The sequence below is a fragment of the Nitratireductor aquibiodomus NL21 = JCM 21793 genome (assembly GCF_000615975.1).
In the GTDB taxonomy this organism is placed as follows: Bacteria; Pseudomonadota; Alphaproteobacteria; order Rhizobiales; family Rhizobiaceae; genus Nitratireductor; species Nitratireductor aquibiodomus.
This window is the reverse complement of the sequence record NZ_BAMP01000016.1, coordinates 18,516-33,322: the sequence shown is the minus strand read 5'-3', so window position 1 is coordinate 33,322 and position 14,807 is coordinate 18,516. Positions and strand designations below refer to the sequence as shown.

Annotated in this window: 11 protein-coding genes and 4 pseudogenes; 4 read left to right on the top strand and 11 right to left on the bottom strand. The window is 62.6% G+C overall.

The genetic code is table 11. From position 1 onward, the window contains the following. The 3 genes and pseudogenes from JCM21793_RS06780 (at position 1) to JCM21793_RS06770 (ending at position 2,467) form a co-directional block, all read left to right on the top strand. Positions 1–1,113 (top strand): cis-3-hydroxy-L-proline dehydratase, encoded by a 1,113-nt coding sequence (locus tag JCM21793_RS06780; RefSeq protein ID WP_025029879.1) that lies wholly within the window; start codon positions 1–3, stop codon positions 1,111–1,113. A 3-nt stretch (positions 1,114–1,116) separates the two neighbouring features. Then, positions 1,117–2,143 (top strand): annotated as a pseudogene (locus JCM21793_RS24555) (trans-3-hydroxy-L-proline dehydratase). A 120-nt stretch (positions 2,144–2,263) separates the two neighbouring features. Further along, positions 2,264–2,467: a hypothetical protein gene (locus JCM21793_RS06770; RefSeq protein WP_007010887.1), complete on the top strand. Its 204-nt coding sequence runs from the start codon at positions 2,264–2,266 to the stop codon at positions 2,465–2,467. A gap of 105 nt (positions 2,468–2,572) precedes the next feature. Here JCM21793_RS06770 and rpsU read toward each other — a convergent pair whose 3' ends face one another. The 6 genes and pseudogenes from rpsU to cysG all read right to left on the bottom strand — a co-directional run bounded on the left by rpsU (position 2,573) and on the right by cysG (position 7,792). Continuing rightward, positions 2,573–2,800 carry a 30S ribosomal protein S21 gene (rpsU, locus tag JCM21793_RS06765; RefSeq protein WP_007010888.1) on the bottom strand — a complete coding sequence of 76 codons (228 nt, stop codon included), beginning with the start codon at positions 2,798–2,800 and terminating at the stop codon, positions 2,573–2,575. A 298-nt stretch (positions 2,801–3,098) separates the two neighbouring features. Continuing rightward, positions 3,099–3,620 carry a DUF934 domain-containing protein gene (locus JCM21793_RS06755; protein WP_025029877.1) on the bottom strand — a complete coding sequence of 174 codons (522 nt, stop codon included), beginning with the start codon at positions 3,618–3,620 and terminating at the stop codon, positions 3,099–3,101. Between the two features lie 9 nt (positions 3,621–3,629). Continuing rightward, entirely contained in the window at positions 3,630–4,397 is a 768-nt protein-coding gene (locus JCM21793_RS06750) for a phosphoadenylyl-sulfate reductase (RefSeq protein WP_025029876.1), read from the bottom strand. After that, positions 4,372–6,042 (bottom strand): nitrite/sulfite reductase, encoded by a 1,671-nt coding sequence (locus JCM21793_RS06745; protein ID WP_025029875.1) that lies wholly within the window; start codon positions 6,040–6,042, stop codon positions 4,372–4,374. Before JCM21793_RS06745 ends, JCM21793_RS06750 begins: the two co-directional genes overlap by 26 nt. A gap of 15 nt (positions 6,043–6,057) precedes the next feature. Further along, a complete protein-coding gene (locus JCM21793_RS06740) occupies positions 6,058–6,366 on the bottom strand; it encodes a DUF2849 domain-containing protein (RefSeq protein WP_007010891.1) in 309 nt (102 codons plus the stop codon). Further along, positions 6,366–7,792 (bottom strand): annotated as a pseudogene (gene cysG, locus JCM21793_RS24550) (siroheme synthase CysG). The gene JCM21793_RS06740 and the pseudogene cysG overlap by 1 nt, the downstream one beginning before the upstream one ends. Positions 7,793–8,018: 226 nt before the next feature. Between cysG and JCM21793_RS06730 the strand changes: the two are divergent. Then, positions 8,019–8,465: a baeRF12 domain-containing protein gene (locus JCM21793_RS06730; protein ID WP_025029874.1), complete on the top strand. Its 447-nt coding sequence runs from the start codon at positions 8,019–8,021 to the stop codon at positions 8,463–8,465. 37 nt (positions 8,466–8,502) lie between these two features. Here JCM21793_RS06730 and JCM21793_RS24545 read toward each other — a convergent pair. From JCM21793_RS24545 to JCM21793_RS06705, 5 genes and pseudogenes are all read right to left on the bottom strand, one after another. After that, positions 8,503–9,245, bottom strand: a pseudogene (locus JCM21793_RS24545) (SDR family NAD(P)-dependent oxidoreductase). Positions 9,246–9,320: 75 nt separating this feature from the next. Next, positions 9,321–11,547 (bottom strand): annotated as a pseudogene (locus JCM21793_RS30895) (transglycosylase domain-containing protein). A gap of 110 nt (positions 11,548–11,657) precedes the next feature. Continuing rightward, a complete protein-coding gene (locus tag JCM21793_RS06715; protein ID WP_025029873.1) occupies positions 11,658–12,275 on the bottom strand; it encodes a ribonuclease D in 618 nt (205 codons plus the stop codon). Between the two features lie 16 nt (positions 12,276–12,291). Then, complete coding sequence (locus JCM21793_RS06710) at positions 12,292–13,674, bottom strand: dipeptidase (RefSeq protein WP_025029872.1); 1,383 nt, start codon at positions 13,672–13,674, stop codon at positions 12,292–12,294. Positions 13,675–13,802: 128 nt separating this feature from the next. Then, positions 13,803–14,795 carry a BMP family lipoprotein gene (locus tag JCM21793_RS06705; protein ID WP_025029871.1) on the bottom strand — a complete coding sequence of 331 codons (993 nt, stop codon included), beginning with the start codon at positions 14,793–14,795 and terminating at the stop codon, positions 13,803–13,805. Between the last annotated feature and the right edge of the window lie 12 nt (positions 14,796–14,807).

Here is a 14,807-nt window from a genome sequence, read left to right as displayed (position 1 = left end):
ATGAAAATCACAGCTATCCGCGCCTATCAGGTCAACCTGCCGCTGAAGGAAGGGCGCTATTCATGGTCGAACGGAAACTTCGTCGAGGTCTTCGATTCCACCGTCGTCGCCATCGAGACGGATGAGGGCATCACCGGCTATGCCGAATGCTGCCCGCTGGGTTCTGCCTATCTGCCGTCCTATGCGCGCGGCGTGCGGGCCGGGCTTGAGGAGATCGCACCAAAGCTGATCGGCCTCGATCCCACCAATCTCGGTCTCGTTAACCGCGCCATGGATGCCGCGCTCAACGGCCATCCCTATGTGAAAGCGCCGCTCGACATCGCCTGTTGGGATGTTCTCGGCAAGGCGAGCGGCCTGCCGCTGGTCACGCTTCTTGGCGGCAGCGCGCAGGACGAGGTGCGCCTATACCGCGCCATCTCCCAGGAAGACCCGGATCAGATGGCGAAGAAGATCGCCAGCTACAAGGCCGAGGGCTACACCAAGTTCCAGCTCAAGGTCGGCGGCAATGCGGATGATGACATCGCCCGCATCCGCGCCTGCTGCGAAATCCTCGACGACACGGACATTCTCGTGGCCGACGCCAACACCGGCTGGACCCGCCATGAGGCAGCGCGTGTGGTCGATGCGGTGGCCGATCTCGATGTCTATATCGAGCAGCCATGCCCCACTTATGACGAGTGCCTGTCGATCCGCCGCCGCACGGCAAAGCCTTTCGTGATGGATGAAAACATCACCGGTCTGGATATGCTCGTGCGCGGTCTGGCCGATGACGCATTCGATGTCATCAACCTGAAGATCTCCAAGGTCGGCGGCCTGTCGAAGGCGCGCACCATGCGTGATGTGTGCGTGGCACACGGCATCCCCATGACTATTGAAGACACATGGGGCGGCGACATCGTCACCGCCGCGATCGCGCATCTGGCGCAGTCCACACCGTCCGATTTCGTCTTTTCCGCAACAGACTTCAATTCCTATGGAACGAAGACCATTGCCGCCAATGCGCCGAAGCGTGTCGATGGCGGCATGAAAGCGCCATCGGCGCCGGGGCTCGGCATTGAGCCCGATTTCAAGGCGCTCGGTGCTCCGGTTCTGTCGTTCGACAAAGGCGTCTGAAACATGCGCTCGAGCCAGATCGTCCACATCGTCTCCTGCCATGCCGAGGGCGAGGTGGGCGACGTCATTGTCGGTGGTGTCCTGCCGCCGCCGGGCGATACGCTGTGGGAGCAGCGCAATTTCATCGCCAGCGACGGCAAGCTGCGCAACTTTGTGCTCAATGAGCCGCGCGGCGGCGTCTTCCGCCATGTCAATCTTCTGGTCCCGCCCAAAAACCCGGCAGCGATATGGGCTTCATCATCATGGAGCCAGAAGACACGCCGCCCATGTCTGGCTCCAATTCCATCTGCGTTGCCACCGTTTTGCTCGACACCGGCATCGTGCCCATGAACGAGCCCGAAACGAGGCTCGTTCTGGAAGCGCCGGGCGGTCTCGTTCAGGTGGTCGCCGAATGCCGCAACGGCAAGGCCGAGCGCATTCGCGTCACCAATGTGCCCTCCTTCGCCGACCGTCTCGACGCGCCTCTGGAGGTCGCGGGTCTCGGCACGCTGACGGTCGATACCGCCTATGGCGGCGACAGTTTCGTGATCGCCGATGCCGCCGCGCTCGGCTTTTCCGTCACGCCGGACGAAGCCCGCGATCTGGCCGAAACCGGCGCGAGGATCACCCGCGCGGCAAACGAACAGCTCGGCTTCGTCCATCCCGAAAATCCGGAATGGGATCACATCTCCTTTTGCCAACTCGCCCTGCCGGTCGAGGAGACCGCGGATGGCTGATGGGGCGCAACACGGTCGTCATCCGCCCCGCAAAGCTTGATCGCTCGCCCACCGGCACCGGCTGTTCCGCCCGCATGGCCGTGCTACACGCGCGCGGACGTATGAAACCAGGTGACCGTTTCACGGGGGTGTCTGTCCTCGGCTCCCGTTTCCAGTGCCGGATCGCGGGAGAAACCCGCGCAGGAGATAAGCCGGCTATCATCCCTGAAATAGCCGGCCGGGGCTGGGTAACCGGAACGCATCAGCTCATGCTCGACCCGTCCGATCCATGGCCGCAGGGATACAGGATTTCAGACACCTGGGCCGATGTATAAGATTTTAGGAAAAATTTACCCTGTTGCTCAAATGTGGCTGAAGTGCCTCATTTCTCGGAACAAATCCACATCTGGCGGTTTAACTCCCTGAGTGCGATTTGAAACCATAGAGCAAGGACAATGACGCAACACATCAAACGACAGGAGCGCCGGGGCGACGCAAATCGCGCTGACACTGCGCGCAGTGTCAGAAAGCGTCTTGGCCAGCCTGAAAATACGCGGTTTCTGAACCAGATGCCGCATTTTTCACTGGATACCGATATGCCGGAAGAGTTTCATGACCTTCTGGGCAAACTCGACGAGGCCGAGCGCCGCGCCGGCTGATCCGTTTCCATACCGAACCCGTGAATCAAAACAGGGACGGGGCCTGAGCCGCGCCGTCCCTGCTTCAAAATCCGGTAAAGTCAGGCAAGGCCTGATCGTCAGCCCTCAGGCTGCACGGCGCTTCTTCGGCAGAAGGCCTTCGCGCTGGGCCTGCTTGCGGGCCAGCTTGCGGGCGCGGCGGACAGCTTCGGCACGCTGGCGTGCGCGCTTTTCCGACGGCTTTTCATAAGAACGGCGGGACTTCATTTCCCGGAAAACACCCTCGCGCTGCATCTTCTTCTTGAGCACTTTAAGGGCCTGATCGACATTGTTGTCGCGAACGATAACCTGCAATGGACTTCCTTCTTCAGTTGGCGTTTCAATGGTTGAGCATGGCCAAGGCGCTGGAAAGCGCGAAGGGAAGCTCTCGGTCAATCTTATTCCACATCGGTGCAAGGGCCTGGCATCAGCCGGCGCAGAGATGCAAAAGCGCCCGCCAAAAAGGGGCGACTCAAGATGGGGCGCACCATAACAGAAGTTTTGCCGAATGCACCCCTGCACTCGAATATAGGCGAAAACCACGAAATTTCGAGGTCAAATGGCGCGAAATCGCGCCACTATTCCACAATTCCAGACAGGATTTCCTGAAAATTCAGGCCGAAACGCGCCGCCAGGCATAGGATGCGGGCGCCGCAGCCGTTTTCGCCGCCGGTTGGTAATAGAGCGGAATGCCCGCTTCTTTCCCGCCCTCAAGCTGGCTGATCGTATGGGGATTGACGATTTCAAGCGTCGAAAACCCGACCCGGAACATATGCGCCACCTGATCGATCAGCACATCGCCCGTGGCGCGGATTTCGCCGCGATATCCGTGGCGGGTGCGCAGGAGTTCCGCCTTGGAATAGCTGCGCCCGTCGTTGAAAGCGGGGAAGGCGAGCGCCACCAGCGGCAGGTGTGCGAGGTGCGTCAAAAGCGCGTCCAGCGCCTCGCCCGGTTGAAGCTCCACCCCGATCCGGTCCGCCGCACCTTTACGCGTTTCATCATCGAGTTCGAGAAACACCGCCAGCGGCAGGATCGTTTGCCCGCCGTCTTCGATCGCGGTGGCATCCTCGGCCTTCTGCCAGTGATTTTCCCGGAAACCCTCCGGCGACCAGAGGCGGATGTCTGAATTGCTCATGAAAAATTCCTATCCCGATGTGGGCGAAAGCGAGGTCTCGAGGCCGGGCAGATGAATGCCGCACTCGGTCTTGGCCTGTCCGGCCCAGCGGCCCGAACGCGGGTCTTCGCCGGGTTTGACGGGGTTTGTGCAGGGAAAACAGCCAATGGAGAGATAGCCGAAGGCCACCAGCGGGTTCTGCCGCAGATCGTGCCGGCGCATGTAGTCGGCCTGATCCTCGGTCGTCCAGCGCGCCAGCGGGTTGACGCGGATGCGCGGGCCTACGGCCTCAAACACAGGCATTTCCGCCCGCGTGGAAGCCTGCCCGCGCTTGCGACCGGTAAACCAGGCGCGGTAGGGCGCGATGGCGCGGGCCATGGGCTCCACCTTGCGGATCGCGCAGCACCGGTCGGTGTCACTCTGGTGCAGAATGCCTTTCGGGTCGTCGGCATTGAGCGCATCGTCGAGCGGCTGCACGATCACGATGTTCGTCAGACCCAGATCGTCGGCAAGCTGGTCCCGGTATTCGAGCGTCTCGCCGAAATGCTGGCCGGTGTCGAGAAAGGTGATGGGCAGGCCGGGCTCTGCCTCGGCGATCAGATGCAGAAGTGCCGCCGAATCCGCGCCGAACGAGGATGTGGCGGCGATGCCGCCGGCATCCGCGAAGAGATCGATCGCCAAGGCGATGATCTCCTCCGCCGGTAGATGCCCGTAACGCAGGTTCAGCGCATCCGCGAGTTCGGTCGCATCGCCACTGGCTGCAAAGTCGCGATCAAGCTGCCTTGGCTTCGTGGCCATATAGCGCCTCCTTGAACGGTGCGGGGCCGAGCCTGCGATAGGCATCGAGAAAGCTTTCTTCGCGGTTCTCGCGCTGCGCCAGATAAGTGTCGACAATGGTTTCCACCGCATCGGTGATCTCTTCCGGCGCAAAGCCGCGCCCGATGATTTCGCCGATGGTCGAACCTTCGCGCGCCGAACCGCCAAGCGTCACCTGATAGAGCTCGGTGCCCTTCTTCTCGACGCCCAGAATGCCGATATGGCCGACATGGTGATGGCCGCAGGCATTGATGCAGCCGGAAATCTTGATTTGCAGATCGCCGATCTCATCCTGCCTCGCCTGCGTGGCGAAACGCTGTGAAATCTCCTGCGCCACGGGAATGGAACGGGCATTGGCGAGCGCGCAATAGTCGAGGCCGGGGCAGGCGATGATATCGGTGATGAGACCGGCATTGGAGGTTGCCAGCCCGATCTCGACAAGGGCTGCATGAACCGCCGGCAGATCGGCGCGCGCCACATGCGGCAGGATCAGGTTCTGCTCATGGCTGACGCGGATTTCGTCGTTGCCATAGTGTTCCGCGAGGTTCGCAATGGCGTCCATCTGCGCGTCGGTGGCGTCGCCCGGAACCTCGCCGATGCCCTTGAGCGATACGGTCACGGAGGCATAGTCGGGGTTGCGGTGCGTGTGCGCGTTGCGGCGCAGCCAGTCGGCAAAGCCCGGATCGGCCTTGACCGCCTTGCTCACTGCCGCGTCGCCCTCCGGGCGGGCCTTCAGCTTCGGCGGTGCGAAATAGGTTTCGATGGCGCGAATGTCGGCGTCGGGGAGTTTCAGCTCGCTTTCCTTCAGCGCGAGGAACTCCTTTTCCACCTGTGCCTTCAGCTCTTCCGTGCCGGTCTCGTGCACAAGGATCTTGATGCGCGCCTTGTATTTGTTGTCGCGGCGTCCGTTCAGATTGTAGACGCGCAGGATCGCCGTCACATAGGAGAGCAGGTCGCGCTCGGGAAGGAAATCGCGGATCTTCTTGGCGACCATGGGCGTGCGGCCCAGACCGCCGCCGACGAACACGGCAAAGCCCAGCGCGCCCTCGGCATTCTTTTTCAGATGCAGGCCGATGTCGTGGACTTCGATAGCCGCGCGGTCGCGGGCAGCACCCGTCACGGCAATCTTGAACTTGCGCGGCAGATAGGAAAATTCCGGATGCAGCGACGACCATTGCCGCAGGATTTCCGCATAGGGGCGGGGGTCCGCCACCTCGTCCGCCGCCGCGCCTGCAAAGTGATCCGCCGTCACATTGCGGATGCAGTTTCCAGAGGTCTGGATGGCGTGCATCTCCACTTCCGCAAGCTCTTCGAGCACACGCGGGATGTCGACCAGCTTCGGCCAGTGGAATTGCAGGTTCTGCCGCGTGGTGAAATGGCCATAGCCCTTGTCATAGGTGCGCGCGATATGAGCGAGCTTGCGCATCTGCCTCGGCGAGAGGGAGCCATAGGGAATGGCGATCCGCAACATATAGGCGTGTAGCTGCAGATAGACACCGTTCATCAGCCTGAGCGGCTTGAACTGGTCTTCCGTGAGCTCGCCTGCAAGGCGGCGTTTCACTTGATCGCTGAACTCCGCAACGCGGGCTTTCACGAAGGCTTGGTCGAATTCGTCGTAACGATACATGAAACGTGACCTGGCTTAGGCGGCGTGCTGCGCGGCTTTGCGCGCCTGCTTGCCGATTTCTGGGTGAATGGAGGGCCCGCCGGCGCGAATGCGCTCGCGCAGGCGTTTGGGGAGGATGCGGCCCTCGGCGATCTCCACGTCAACAAGCGTGACGTCGATCACGATGTTGGCGGCAAGCGCGGCACTGCCCGCAGCGGCGATGCGCGCTTCGTCTTCCGTGTCCTGCGCCACATGGGCGGCGTCGATCGTTTCGACCCAGCGGTCTCCGGCGCCAAGCCACACGGTTTCGCCATCGGTCAGGCGATTGGCGGCTACAATCTTCATCACGCGCGCTCCAACTGGTGCTTGTAGGTTGCGAGCGCTTTGGAGCGCTCGAAATTCGCGCCGGCCACGGCGTCGCCGATCAGCGTCATCACGGGACCGGTCAGCTCGCTGCGTTCGGCAAGCGAGGGCAGGTCGCTCAGCGTTCCGTGCAGAAGCCGCCTGTCGTCGCGGCTGGCATTCTCGATCACGGCCACGGCTGTGTCGGGCGAAAGCCCGGCCTCGACGAGGCGTCCGGCCACATCGGCAGCCACCGAGCGCCCCATATAGACGGCGATGGTCGCTCCGGAGACGGCGAGGCTCGCCCAGTCCGGCAGGGTGCGGCCCTTCAGGTCGTGCCCGGTGGTGAACACGATGGAGGACGCGATGCCGCGAAGCGTCAGCGGCAGTTCGAAATCGGCGGCGGCGGCGAAGGCGGCTGTCACGCCCGGCACAACTTCATAGGAAACGCTCGCTTCCCGGAGTGCCGCCATTTCCTCGCCCGCGCGCCCGAAGATCAGCGGGTCGCCGGATTTCAGCCGCACCACGCGTTTGCCGTCACGGCCAAGCGCCACGAGCAGGTCGTTGATCTCTTCCTGGCTCTTGGTGTGGCAGCCCTTGCGCTTGCCGACGGAGATACGCTCGGCGTCCCGGCGGCCCATGGCCACCACGGCCTCCGGCACCAGTGCATCGTAGACGATGACATCTGCCTCCATCAGAAGGCGCTGCGCGCGCAGCGTCAGAAGGTCTTCTGCGCCTGGGCCTGCGCCCACCAGTGCGATGTGGCCGGGAATGTCCTCACCGGCGGCAAGAAGGCTGGAGGCGCTGCGGCGGGCGGCGGCCACATCGCCGCGCTCGACCGCACGCGCCGTATCGCCCGTGAAAAAGGCTTTCCAGAAGCGTCGACGGGCGAGCCCGCGCGGCACCAGCCGGTCCACGGCATCGCGGTATTGGGTAGCGAGATGGGCGAGCGCGCCCAGCGACGGGGAGAGCATCTGGTCGACTCGCGCCCGCACCATCTGCGCCAGCACGGGGCCGGCCCCTCGGTTCCAATGGCAACCGCAAGCGGAGCCCGGTTCACGAGAGCCGGCGTGTAGAAATCGCAAAGTTCGGGCCGGTCCACTGCGTTGACGGGAATGGAGCGCGCCCGCGCATCCGCCACGATGGCGCGGTCCTGCGCCTCGTCATCGGTCGCGGCAAAGACCAGCGCTGCGTTCTCGATATAGCGCGGCGCGTAGGGCGCCCTGATCAAACGGGCGTCATTGGTCTCGGCCCAGTCGGCAAGCGTCTTTTCAGGCGCATCGGCAACAAGCGTGAGCGTCGCGCTCGACTGGCTGAGAAGCCGCGCCTTGGCGAGCGCCTCGTCGCCATTGCCGACAATGACAACCGAACGGTTCTCCACCCGCATGAACACGGGGAAAGCGGCAAGCTTCTGAGTGTCTGTCGCCATGGTTCGCGAGCCTTCGTGAAAGATGCCCGGAATAATGGCGGTTTGCATGGTTTGTTGAGAAGAAACACACTCGCCGTCGCGCGTATGCGACAAGATTGCTTTTTCGCCGCACCGCTTTTCGGCAGGAAATCCTTCCCCGTTCTTTCCTGGATACCCATATCCGTCGTGTGGAACGGGAAGCGGCAGGCTGCGTTTCCTCAAAACCATGGAAAGAATGGAGATCGATATGGCTGAGTTCCGGCTTGTACACGATGCATGGGTTGTCGTTGCCGATGGCGAGAAGGCACTGTTCCTTCGCAATGAAGGCGATGCGACTTACCCCAATCTTCAGGTGGTGCGTACGATCCACGAGGAAAATCCGCCAAGCCGCGAGCAGGGCACGGACAGGCCGGGACGCCTCAATGATGGTCATGGCGCCCACCGCAGCGCCGTGGATGAGACGGACTGGCATCGCATCGAGAAGGAACGCTTTGCCGGTGATGTTGCCGAGCGCCTCTACAAGCTCGCCCACAAGGGCAAGTTCAGCAAGCTCGTCCTCGTCGCCCCGCCGCTGGTTTTGGGCGAATTGCGCAAGGAAATGCACAAGGAAGTGGAAGACAGGGTGATCGGCGAGATCGCCAAGACACTCACCAATCACACGGTAGGCGACATTGAGAAAGTGCTGATGCAGTAGGTATGAGCGGGTATCGGCGCCGGCGCCAGACGGTGCCTCAGACGTGCTGCCCGCCATTGATGTGGATCTCGGACCCCGACACATAGGACGACTGATCCGAACACAGGAAATAGATCGTATCGGCCACTTCCGATGTCTGCCCCAGCCGGCGCAGCGGAATGGTCTCGACGATCTTTTCCGTGCCGGGGGAAAGGATGGAGGTCTCGATCTCGCCCGGCGCAATGGCGTTGACACGGATGCCGTGCGGGCCGAAGTCTCCGGCCATTTCGCGTGTGAGTGCCACCAGCGCGGCCTTCGAGGTCGCATAGGCGGTTCCCGCAAACGGATGCACCCTGCTGCCGACAATGGACGTGACATTGACGATGGAACCCCTGGCGTTGCCGAGTTCCTTAAAGAGCCCGCGCGCCAGCATGATGGGCGCGAAGAAGTTGACCTGAAAAACATCACGCCAGACATGCATCGGCGTTTCGATGGAGTTCATGCGCTTGCCGCCCTCAAGCTTGGGCGAGATGGCGGCGTTGTTCACCAGCGCGTCGAGCCGCCCGCCATTGGCCTCCAGCCGATGGCGGATCTCGGCGATGGCGATGCCCACGTCTTCCTGGTCGGAGAGATCGAGCTTGATGTGGTCTTCCGGTCCGGCAGGCCACGGGCAATCCTCCGCAAAGGCTTGCCTTGAGCAGGTGATCACCCGCCAGCCTTCCCGCGAAAAACGCTTCACCGTCGCGTGACCAATGCCCCGCTTGCGCCGGTCAAAACCAGTGTCTTGCGTTCGTCGGCCATGCCCTGCTCCCTGTTCCGCTCCTATGTAAGCGAGAGCGCATGGGAATGCGATAGGCAAAAGCGGACCGGTGGGCTCTAATTTCCGAGAATGATGTCGAGGATGGAGGTCTGCTTCTTCTGTGTGCCGCCGCCCACATCGGCCGGCGGTACGGGGCGGCGGACCGAAGCCGTGTGACCCGGATCGCCGCCGGCTGGAATGGCCGCCTGCGGTGTGGGACGTGCCTGCGCTCCGCTGCCAACCGCAGCCTGAGGCACAGGACGGGCTGCGGGCTCATGAGCAACAATGCCCGGTGCGCCGGGGCTCCACGACCCAGGCAACCGTTTCACGGGGTGGCCCTTCTCGGCTTCCTCCATGAAGGTTTTCCAGGCCGGTACGGGCAGGGAGCTGCCGGTCGCCTTCGTCGCCTTGGAGGCGTCGTTGCCGAACCAGACGCCCGTCACCAGATTGGCCGTATAGCCAACGAACCAGGCATCGCGCGATTGCTGCGTGGTTCCCGTCTTGCCCGCTGCCGGGCGGCCGATATTTGCCGCGCGCGCGCTGCCATAGTCCACCGTTCCCTGCATCATCGCATTCATCATGCCGATGATCTCGGGGCTGGCCACCCGGGTCATGCGCGGCCTGTCATGCTGGTAAAGCACCTTGCCTGAAGGCGTGGTGATCCGCTGGACGAAATAGACCTCGGGTCTGTAGCCGCCGGTGGCAAAGGCAGATAGGCCGCCGTCAGTTCCAGCGGCGTGACCTCGGACGTGCCGAGCGCGATGGAGGCGTTGGCCTTCAGGTCGGATTCGATGCCCATCCGGTGGGCGAGCTCGACGATCGATTTGGGGCCCGCCTCCATGGCAAGCTGCGCGGCGACCGAATTCAGCGAGCGCGCCAGCGCTTCGGAGAGCGTGACCGGGCCATAATACTTGCCCTTGTAATTTTCCGGCGTCCAGTTGCCGATCTTGATCGGCGCGTCGTTGCGCACGCTGTCGGGCCGCCGCCCCTGTTCGAGCGCGGCCATGTAGACGAAAGGCTTGAAGGCCGAACCGGGCTGCCGGCGCGCCTCGGAGGCGCGGTCAAACTGGCTGTTAGCATAGTCATAGCCGCCCACCATGGCTCGCACCGCGCCGCTCGTGTCGATGGAGACGAGCGCCCCCTGGCTGACGGCCAGCTTCCCGCCTTTCTCGTCGATCAGGCTGCGGATGGTCTTCTCGGCCTGTTTCTGGAGACTCAGATCGACCGTGCTTCCACAATGATGTCGCCCTTCACGTCACCGATGAGACCCGGCAGTTCTTCCATCACGCGGTCGGCGAAATAGTGCTCCGAGCCGGTCCAGTAGGCGGCAGCGCGGGTGGCGGGCCTGCTCATCGCGGTGGTCATCTCGCCGTCGCCGATCATGCCCTGGTCGCGCATGGCGGTCAGCACCACCTGCGCCCGCGTTTCGGCTGCTTGCGGGTCGCGCGCCGGCGAGAGCCGCGAAGGCGCCTTCAAAAGACCCGCGAGAAGAGCGGCTTCCGAGAGCGTGACATCGCGCGCGGACTTGTTGAAATAGCGCCGCGAGGCCGCCTCCACGCCATAGGCGCCAGAGCCGAAATAGACACGGTTCAGATACATCTCCAGGATCTGGTCCTTGGAATGTTTCTGCTCCAGCCACAGCGCCAGCAGCACCTCCTGCACCTTGCGCTCGATGGTGCGGTCGGGTTTGAGAAAGAGGTTCTTGGCAAGCTGCTGCGTCAGGGTCGAGCCGCCCTGCGTCAGCCGCCCGGCAATCAGGTTTTCCGACATGGCGCGGGCAAGGCCGATCGGGTCGACACCGAAATGCGAGTAGAAGCGGCGGTCCTCGATGGCGATGACCGCCTGCGGAATATGCGGCGACATCTCATGCAGGCCCACCGCCTCGCCGCCGGTCATGCCGCGATTGGCGATCATGTCTCCGTCAGCCGAGACAATCTTCACATTGGGTGGGCGGTCGGGGATTTCCCAGGTGGTCGCCGAAGGCATCTTGGCACCGTAATAGGCGGTGATGCCGACAGCGGCGATGCCGCCCCACAGCGCCAGAACGAGCGACCAGTAGATGGCGGTGCGCAGGAAACCGAAGAAACCACCGCCGCTCCCACGCCCATTCCTGCGTCGCGGGCTCGCACGGCGGGTGCGTTTCGCTCCCTTGGCGCTCTTGCCTCTGGAGGGCGAGGGCTTGCGCCGCTGGCGCGAAGGTACGACGCGGTCGCTGTCACCGAGTTTCAGATCGTCGCTGCTCCGGCGCGCCGCCGGCGCATCGAAAGTCGGCTCGATCCTTCGGTTTTTCGTCCTGCGCGCCATACGCTCACAAACCCCGCAACCCTGCACCCGCACATCTCATGCGGGCACAGTAAGAGGCAGCGGTTTAAGGCGCAGTTAAGTCAAATTAAACAAAATCGGCCGGGCAGCGCTCAGCTATGGGCGAAAATATCCGCCTCTTCCCAGCCCATCAGGTCCAGTTTCGCCCGTGTCGGCAGGAAGCGGAAGCAGGCTTCGGCCTCGCGCGTGCGCTTCTCGCGCTCAAGCCGCACGATCAGCTTTTCGCGCAACTGATGCAGGTAGAGCACGTCGGACGCCGCATATTCGAGCTGCTCGGGCGAAAGCTCCTCGGCTGCCCAGTCGGAAGACTGCTGCGCCTTCGAAAGCGACACGCCAAGCAGTTCGTTGCAGAGATCCTTTAGCCCGTGGCGATCCGTATAGGTGCGTGTGAGGCGCGAGGCGATCTTGGAGCAGAACACCGGCTCCGGCATCACGCCGAAGCTGTGATAGAGCACCGCCAGATCGAAGCGCGCATAGTGGAACAGCTTGGTGATCTTGCGGTTCTTAAGAAGAGCGACGAGGTTCGGCGCCTTCTTCTGCCCGGCATCGATCTGCACCACATCGGCCGTGCCATCGCCGGGCGAAAGCTGCACCACGCACAGCCGGTCGCGGTGTGGCTTCAGTCCCAGCGTCTCCGTGTCGATGGCAACGGCATCGACATCGTAGTTGCTGAGATCGGGCAGGTCGTTCTTGTGAAATCGGATCGTCATGGCATGTCTTCCGGACTTACTGCCCGCTGAGGGCATCGAGAATGCGGACCCAGGAGCGCTGGCCGCGATGGAACGAATTCAAATCGTATTTCTCATTCGGCGAATGGATGCGGTCATCCTGAAGACCGAAGCCGACCAGAAGCGTTTCCATATCGAGCATGCGGCGGAACTCGCCTGCAATCGGGATGGAGCCGCCCATGGCGATCGCCACTGCGGGCTTTGGCCATTCGTCGCTCAGCGCACCCTGCGCCTTCGTCACCAGCGGCATGTCATAGTCGAGCTGGAAGGCTGGCGAACCGCCATGCGGATGGAACTCCACGCGGCAATCGGACGGCAGCCGCTCTTCGACGAACTTGCGGAAGGCGGTGCGGATCTTGTCCGGGTCCTGCTTGTGCACCAGTCGGAACGAGACCTTGGCGGAAGCCTCAGCTGGAATGACAGTCTTGAAACCTTCGCCGGTATAGCCGCCGGTGATGCCATTCACTTCCGCCGTGGGGCGCGCCCAGACCAGCTCCAGCGCCGAGCGGTCTTTTTCGCCAAAAAGCTTCGAAAGGCCGATCGGACCGAGAAAGTTTTCGGTCGTCTCGCCCAGCCCTTCCCAGCTTTTCAGGATTTCCGCCGGTGTTTCCTCAACGCCCTCATAGAAGCCGGGCACGGTGATACGGCCGTTCTCGTCATGCAGGTCGCCCAGAATGCGGGCCAGAACCGTGATCGGATTGGCCGCTGCGCCGCCGAAAAAGCCCGAATGCAGGTCGCGGTCCGCCGCCTTGATGGTGATCTCCTCGCCGACAAGCCCGCGCAGGCCGACGCAGACGGCGGGCGTCTCCGGGTCCCACATGGCGGTGTCGCACACCAGCGCGTATTCGGCTGAAAGCTCTGCGCGGTTTTCTTCCAGGAAGGGACGCAGCGAAGGCGAGCCGGATTCCTCTTCGCCCTCGAACAGAATGGTGATCCTGCAGGGCAGCTTGCCATGCACCGCCTTATAGGCGCGGCAGGCTTCCACAAAAGTCATGAGCTGGCCCTTGTCGTCGGAAGACCCGCGCCCGATGATCGCCTTGCGGCCGGGCTCGATCTCTTTCACCGACGGGTCGAACGGGTCGTTCTCCCACAGGTTCAGCGGGTCGACCGGCTGCACGTCGTAATGCCCATAGAAAAGCACGTGCGGCCCTTCGCCGTCATGATGCGCCACCACCATCGGATGGCCTGCCGTGTCACGCACGCTGGCCTCGAAGCCGATTGTCTTCAGATCGTCCACCAGCCATTCGGCAGCCTTGCGGCAGTCACCGGCAAAGGCCGGGTCGGTGGAGATCGATTTGATCTTCAGAAGGTGGAAAAGCCGCTCCAGACTCTGATCGATGGAACGATCGAGCTGATCGAGAACCGGGGCGATATCGGACATGGAAAGCTCCTGAAGACTGTTCGGAGAAGATGTTGAAGCGGCCTAACACATTCGGGCCCGGATGAGGAAAGGAAAAAGGGCCGCATCGGCGGCCCTTCGGATCGGTTCGGTAAAAAGCGGGCGCTGCCTCAGTAGGGGCAGGCGTTGTCGCTGAGGAAGTTGTGCACTTCGATCTCGCCATCGATGATCTTCTGCTTGGCTTCTTCAACCGCGGTCTTCATCTCGGCGGTGACGAGGTCCTTGTTGTTGTCGTCCATCGCATAGCCGACACCGTCCTCGGCCAGGCCGAGATCCTGAAGGCCGTAGCTGAACGCATCGTTCTTGGCGTCCATGAAGGCATTGTAGACGGCAACGTCCACCTGCTTGACCATCGAGGTCAGAACCTTGCCCGGATGCAGGCCGTTCTGGTTGGAATCGACGCCGATGCCGAGCTTGCCGGCATCCGCTGCCGCCTGGAGCACGCCAACGCCCGTGCCGCCCGCAGCGTGATAGATCACGTCCGCACCCTGGTCGATCTGCGTGCGGGTGATCTCACCGCCCTTGGTCGGGTCGTTCCATGCGGAAGGTGTGTCGCCCGTGTAATTGCGGATCACCTTGGCGTCGGAGCGGGCAGCCTTGGCGCCGCCCACATAGCCGCACTCGAACTTGCCGATGAGCGGAACCTGCATGCCGCCGACGAAGCCGACCGTGCCGGTTTCCGAGGCGAGTGCTGCCAGCATGCCGACGAGATAGGAGCCTTCCTGCTCCTTGAAGGTCACGGAGCGCACATTGGGCGCGTCGACCGCATCGTCGATGATGGTGAAATCGGTGTCGGGATATTCCGGCGCGACCTTCTTCAGGTAATCGACCCAGGTGAACCCGGCCATGACGATCGGGTTGCGGCCGTTCTCGGCGAAGCGGCGCAGGGCCTGCTCGCGCTGGGCGTCGTTGGAGATTTCGAACTCCACATATTCGATCCCGGTTTCTTCCTTAAACCGCTCGGCGCCGTTATAGGCCGCCTCGTTGAACGATTTGTCGAACTTGCCACCCAGATCGTAGATGAGAGCCGGAGCGATCTCATCCGCAAATGCGCTTGCGGAAAGTGCGGTTGCGGCCAGAAGGCCGAGAACAATACGCTTCATGTGATCCACACC

What these genes read in the sequence shown, in the direction of transcription:
- JCM21793_RS06705 (WP_025029871.1), bottom strand. Translation starts at nt 14,795, where the DNA reads ATGAAGCGTATTGTTCTCGGCCTTCTGGCCGCAACCGCACTTTCCGCA.
- JCM21793_RS06780 (WP_025029879.1), top strand. Translation starts at nt 1, where the DNA reads ATGAAAATCACAGCTATCCGCGCCTATCAGGTCAACCTGCCGCTGAAG.
- JCM21793_RS06755 (WP_025029877.1), bottom strand. Translation starts at nt 3,620, where the DNA reads ATGAGCAATTCAGACATCCGCCTCTGGTCGCCGGAGGGTTTCCGGGAA.
- JCM21793_RS06730 (WP_025029874.1), top strand. Translation starts at nt 8,019, where the DNA reads ATGGCTGAGTTCCGGCTTGTACACGATGCATGGGTTGTCGTTGCCGAT.
- JCM21793_RS06715 (WP_025029873.1), bottom strand. Translation starts at nt 12,275, where the DNA reads ATGACGATCCGATTTCACAAGAACGACCTGCCCGATCTCAGCAACTAC.
- JCM21793_RS06770 (WP_007010887.1), top strand. Translation starts at nt 2,264, where the DNA reads ATGACGCAACACATCAAACGACAGGAGCGCCGGGGCGACGCAAATCGC.
- JCM21793_RS06740 (WP_007010891.1), bottom strand. Translation starts at nt 6,366, where the DNA reads ATGAAGATTGTAGCCGCCAATCGCCTGACCGATGGCGAAACCGTGTGG.
- JCM21793_RS06745 (WP_025029875.1), bottom strand. Translation starts at nt 6,042, where the DNA reads ATGTATCGTTACGACGAATTCGACCAAGCCTTCGTGAAAGCCCGCGTT.
- JCM21793_RS06750 (WP_025029876.1), bottom strand. Translation starts at nt 4,397, where the DNA reads ATGGCCACGAAGCCAAGGCAGCTTGATCGCGACTTTGCAGCCAGTGGC.
- JCM21793_RS06710 (WP_025029872.1), bottom strand. Translation starts at nt 13,674, where the DNA reads ATGTCCGATATCGCCCCGGTTCTCGATCAGCTCGATCGTTCCATCGAT.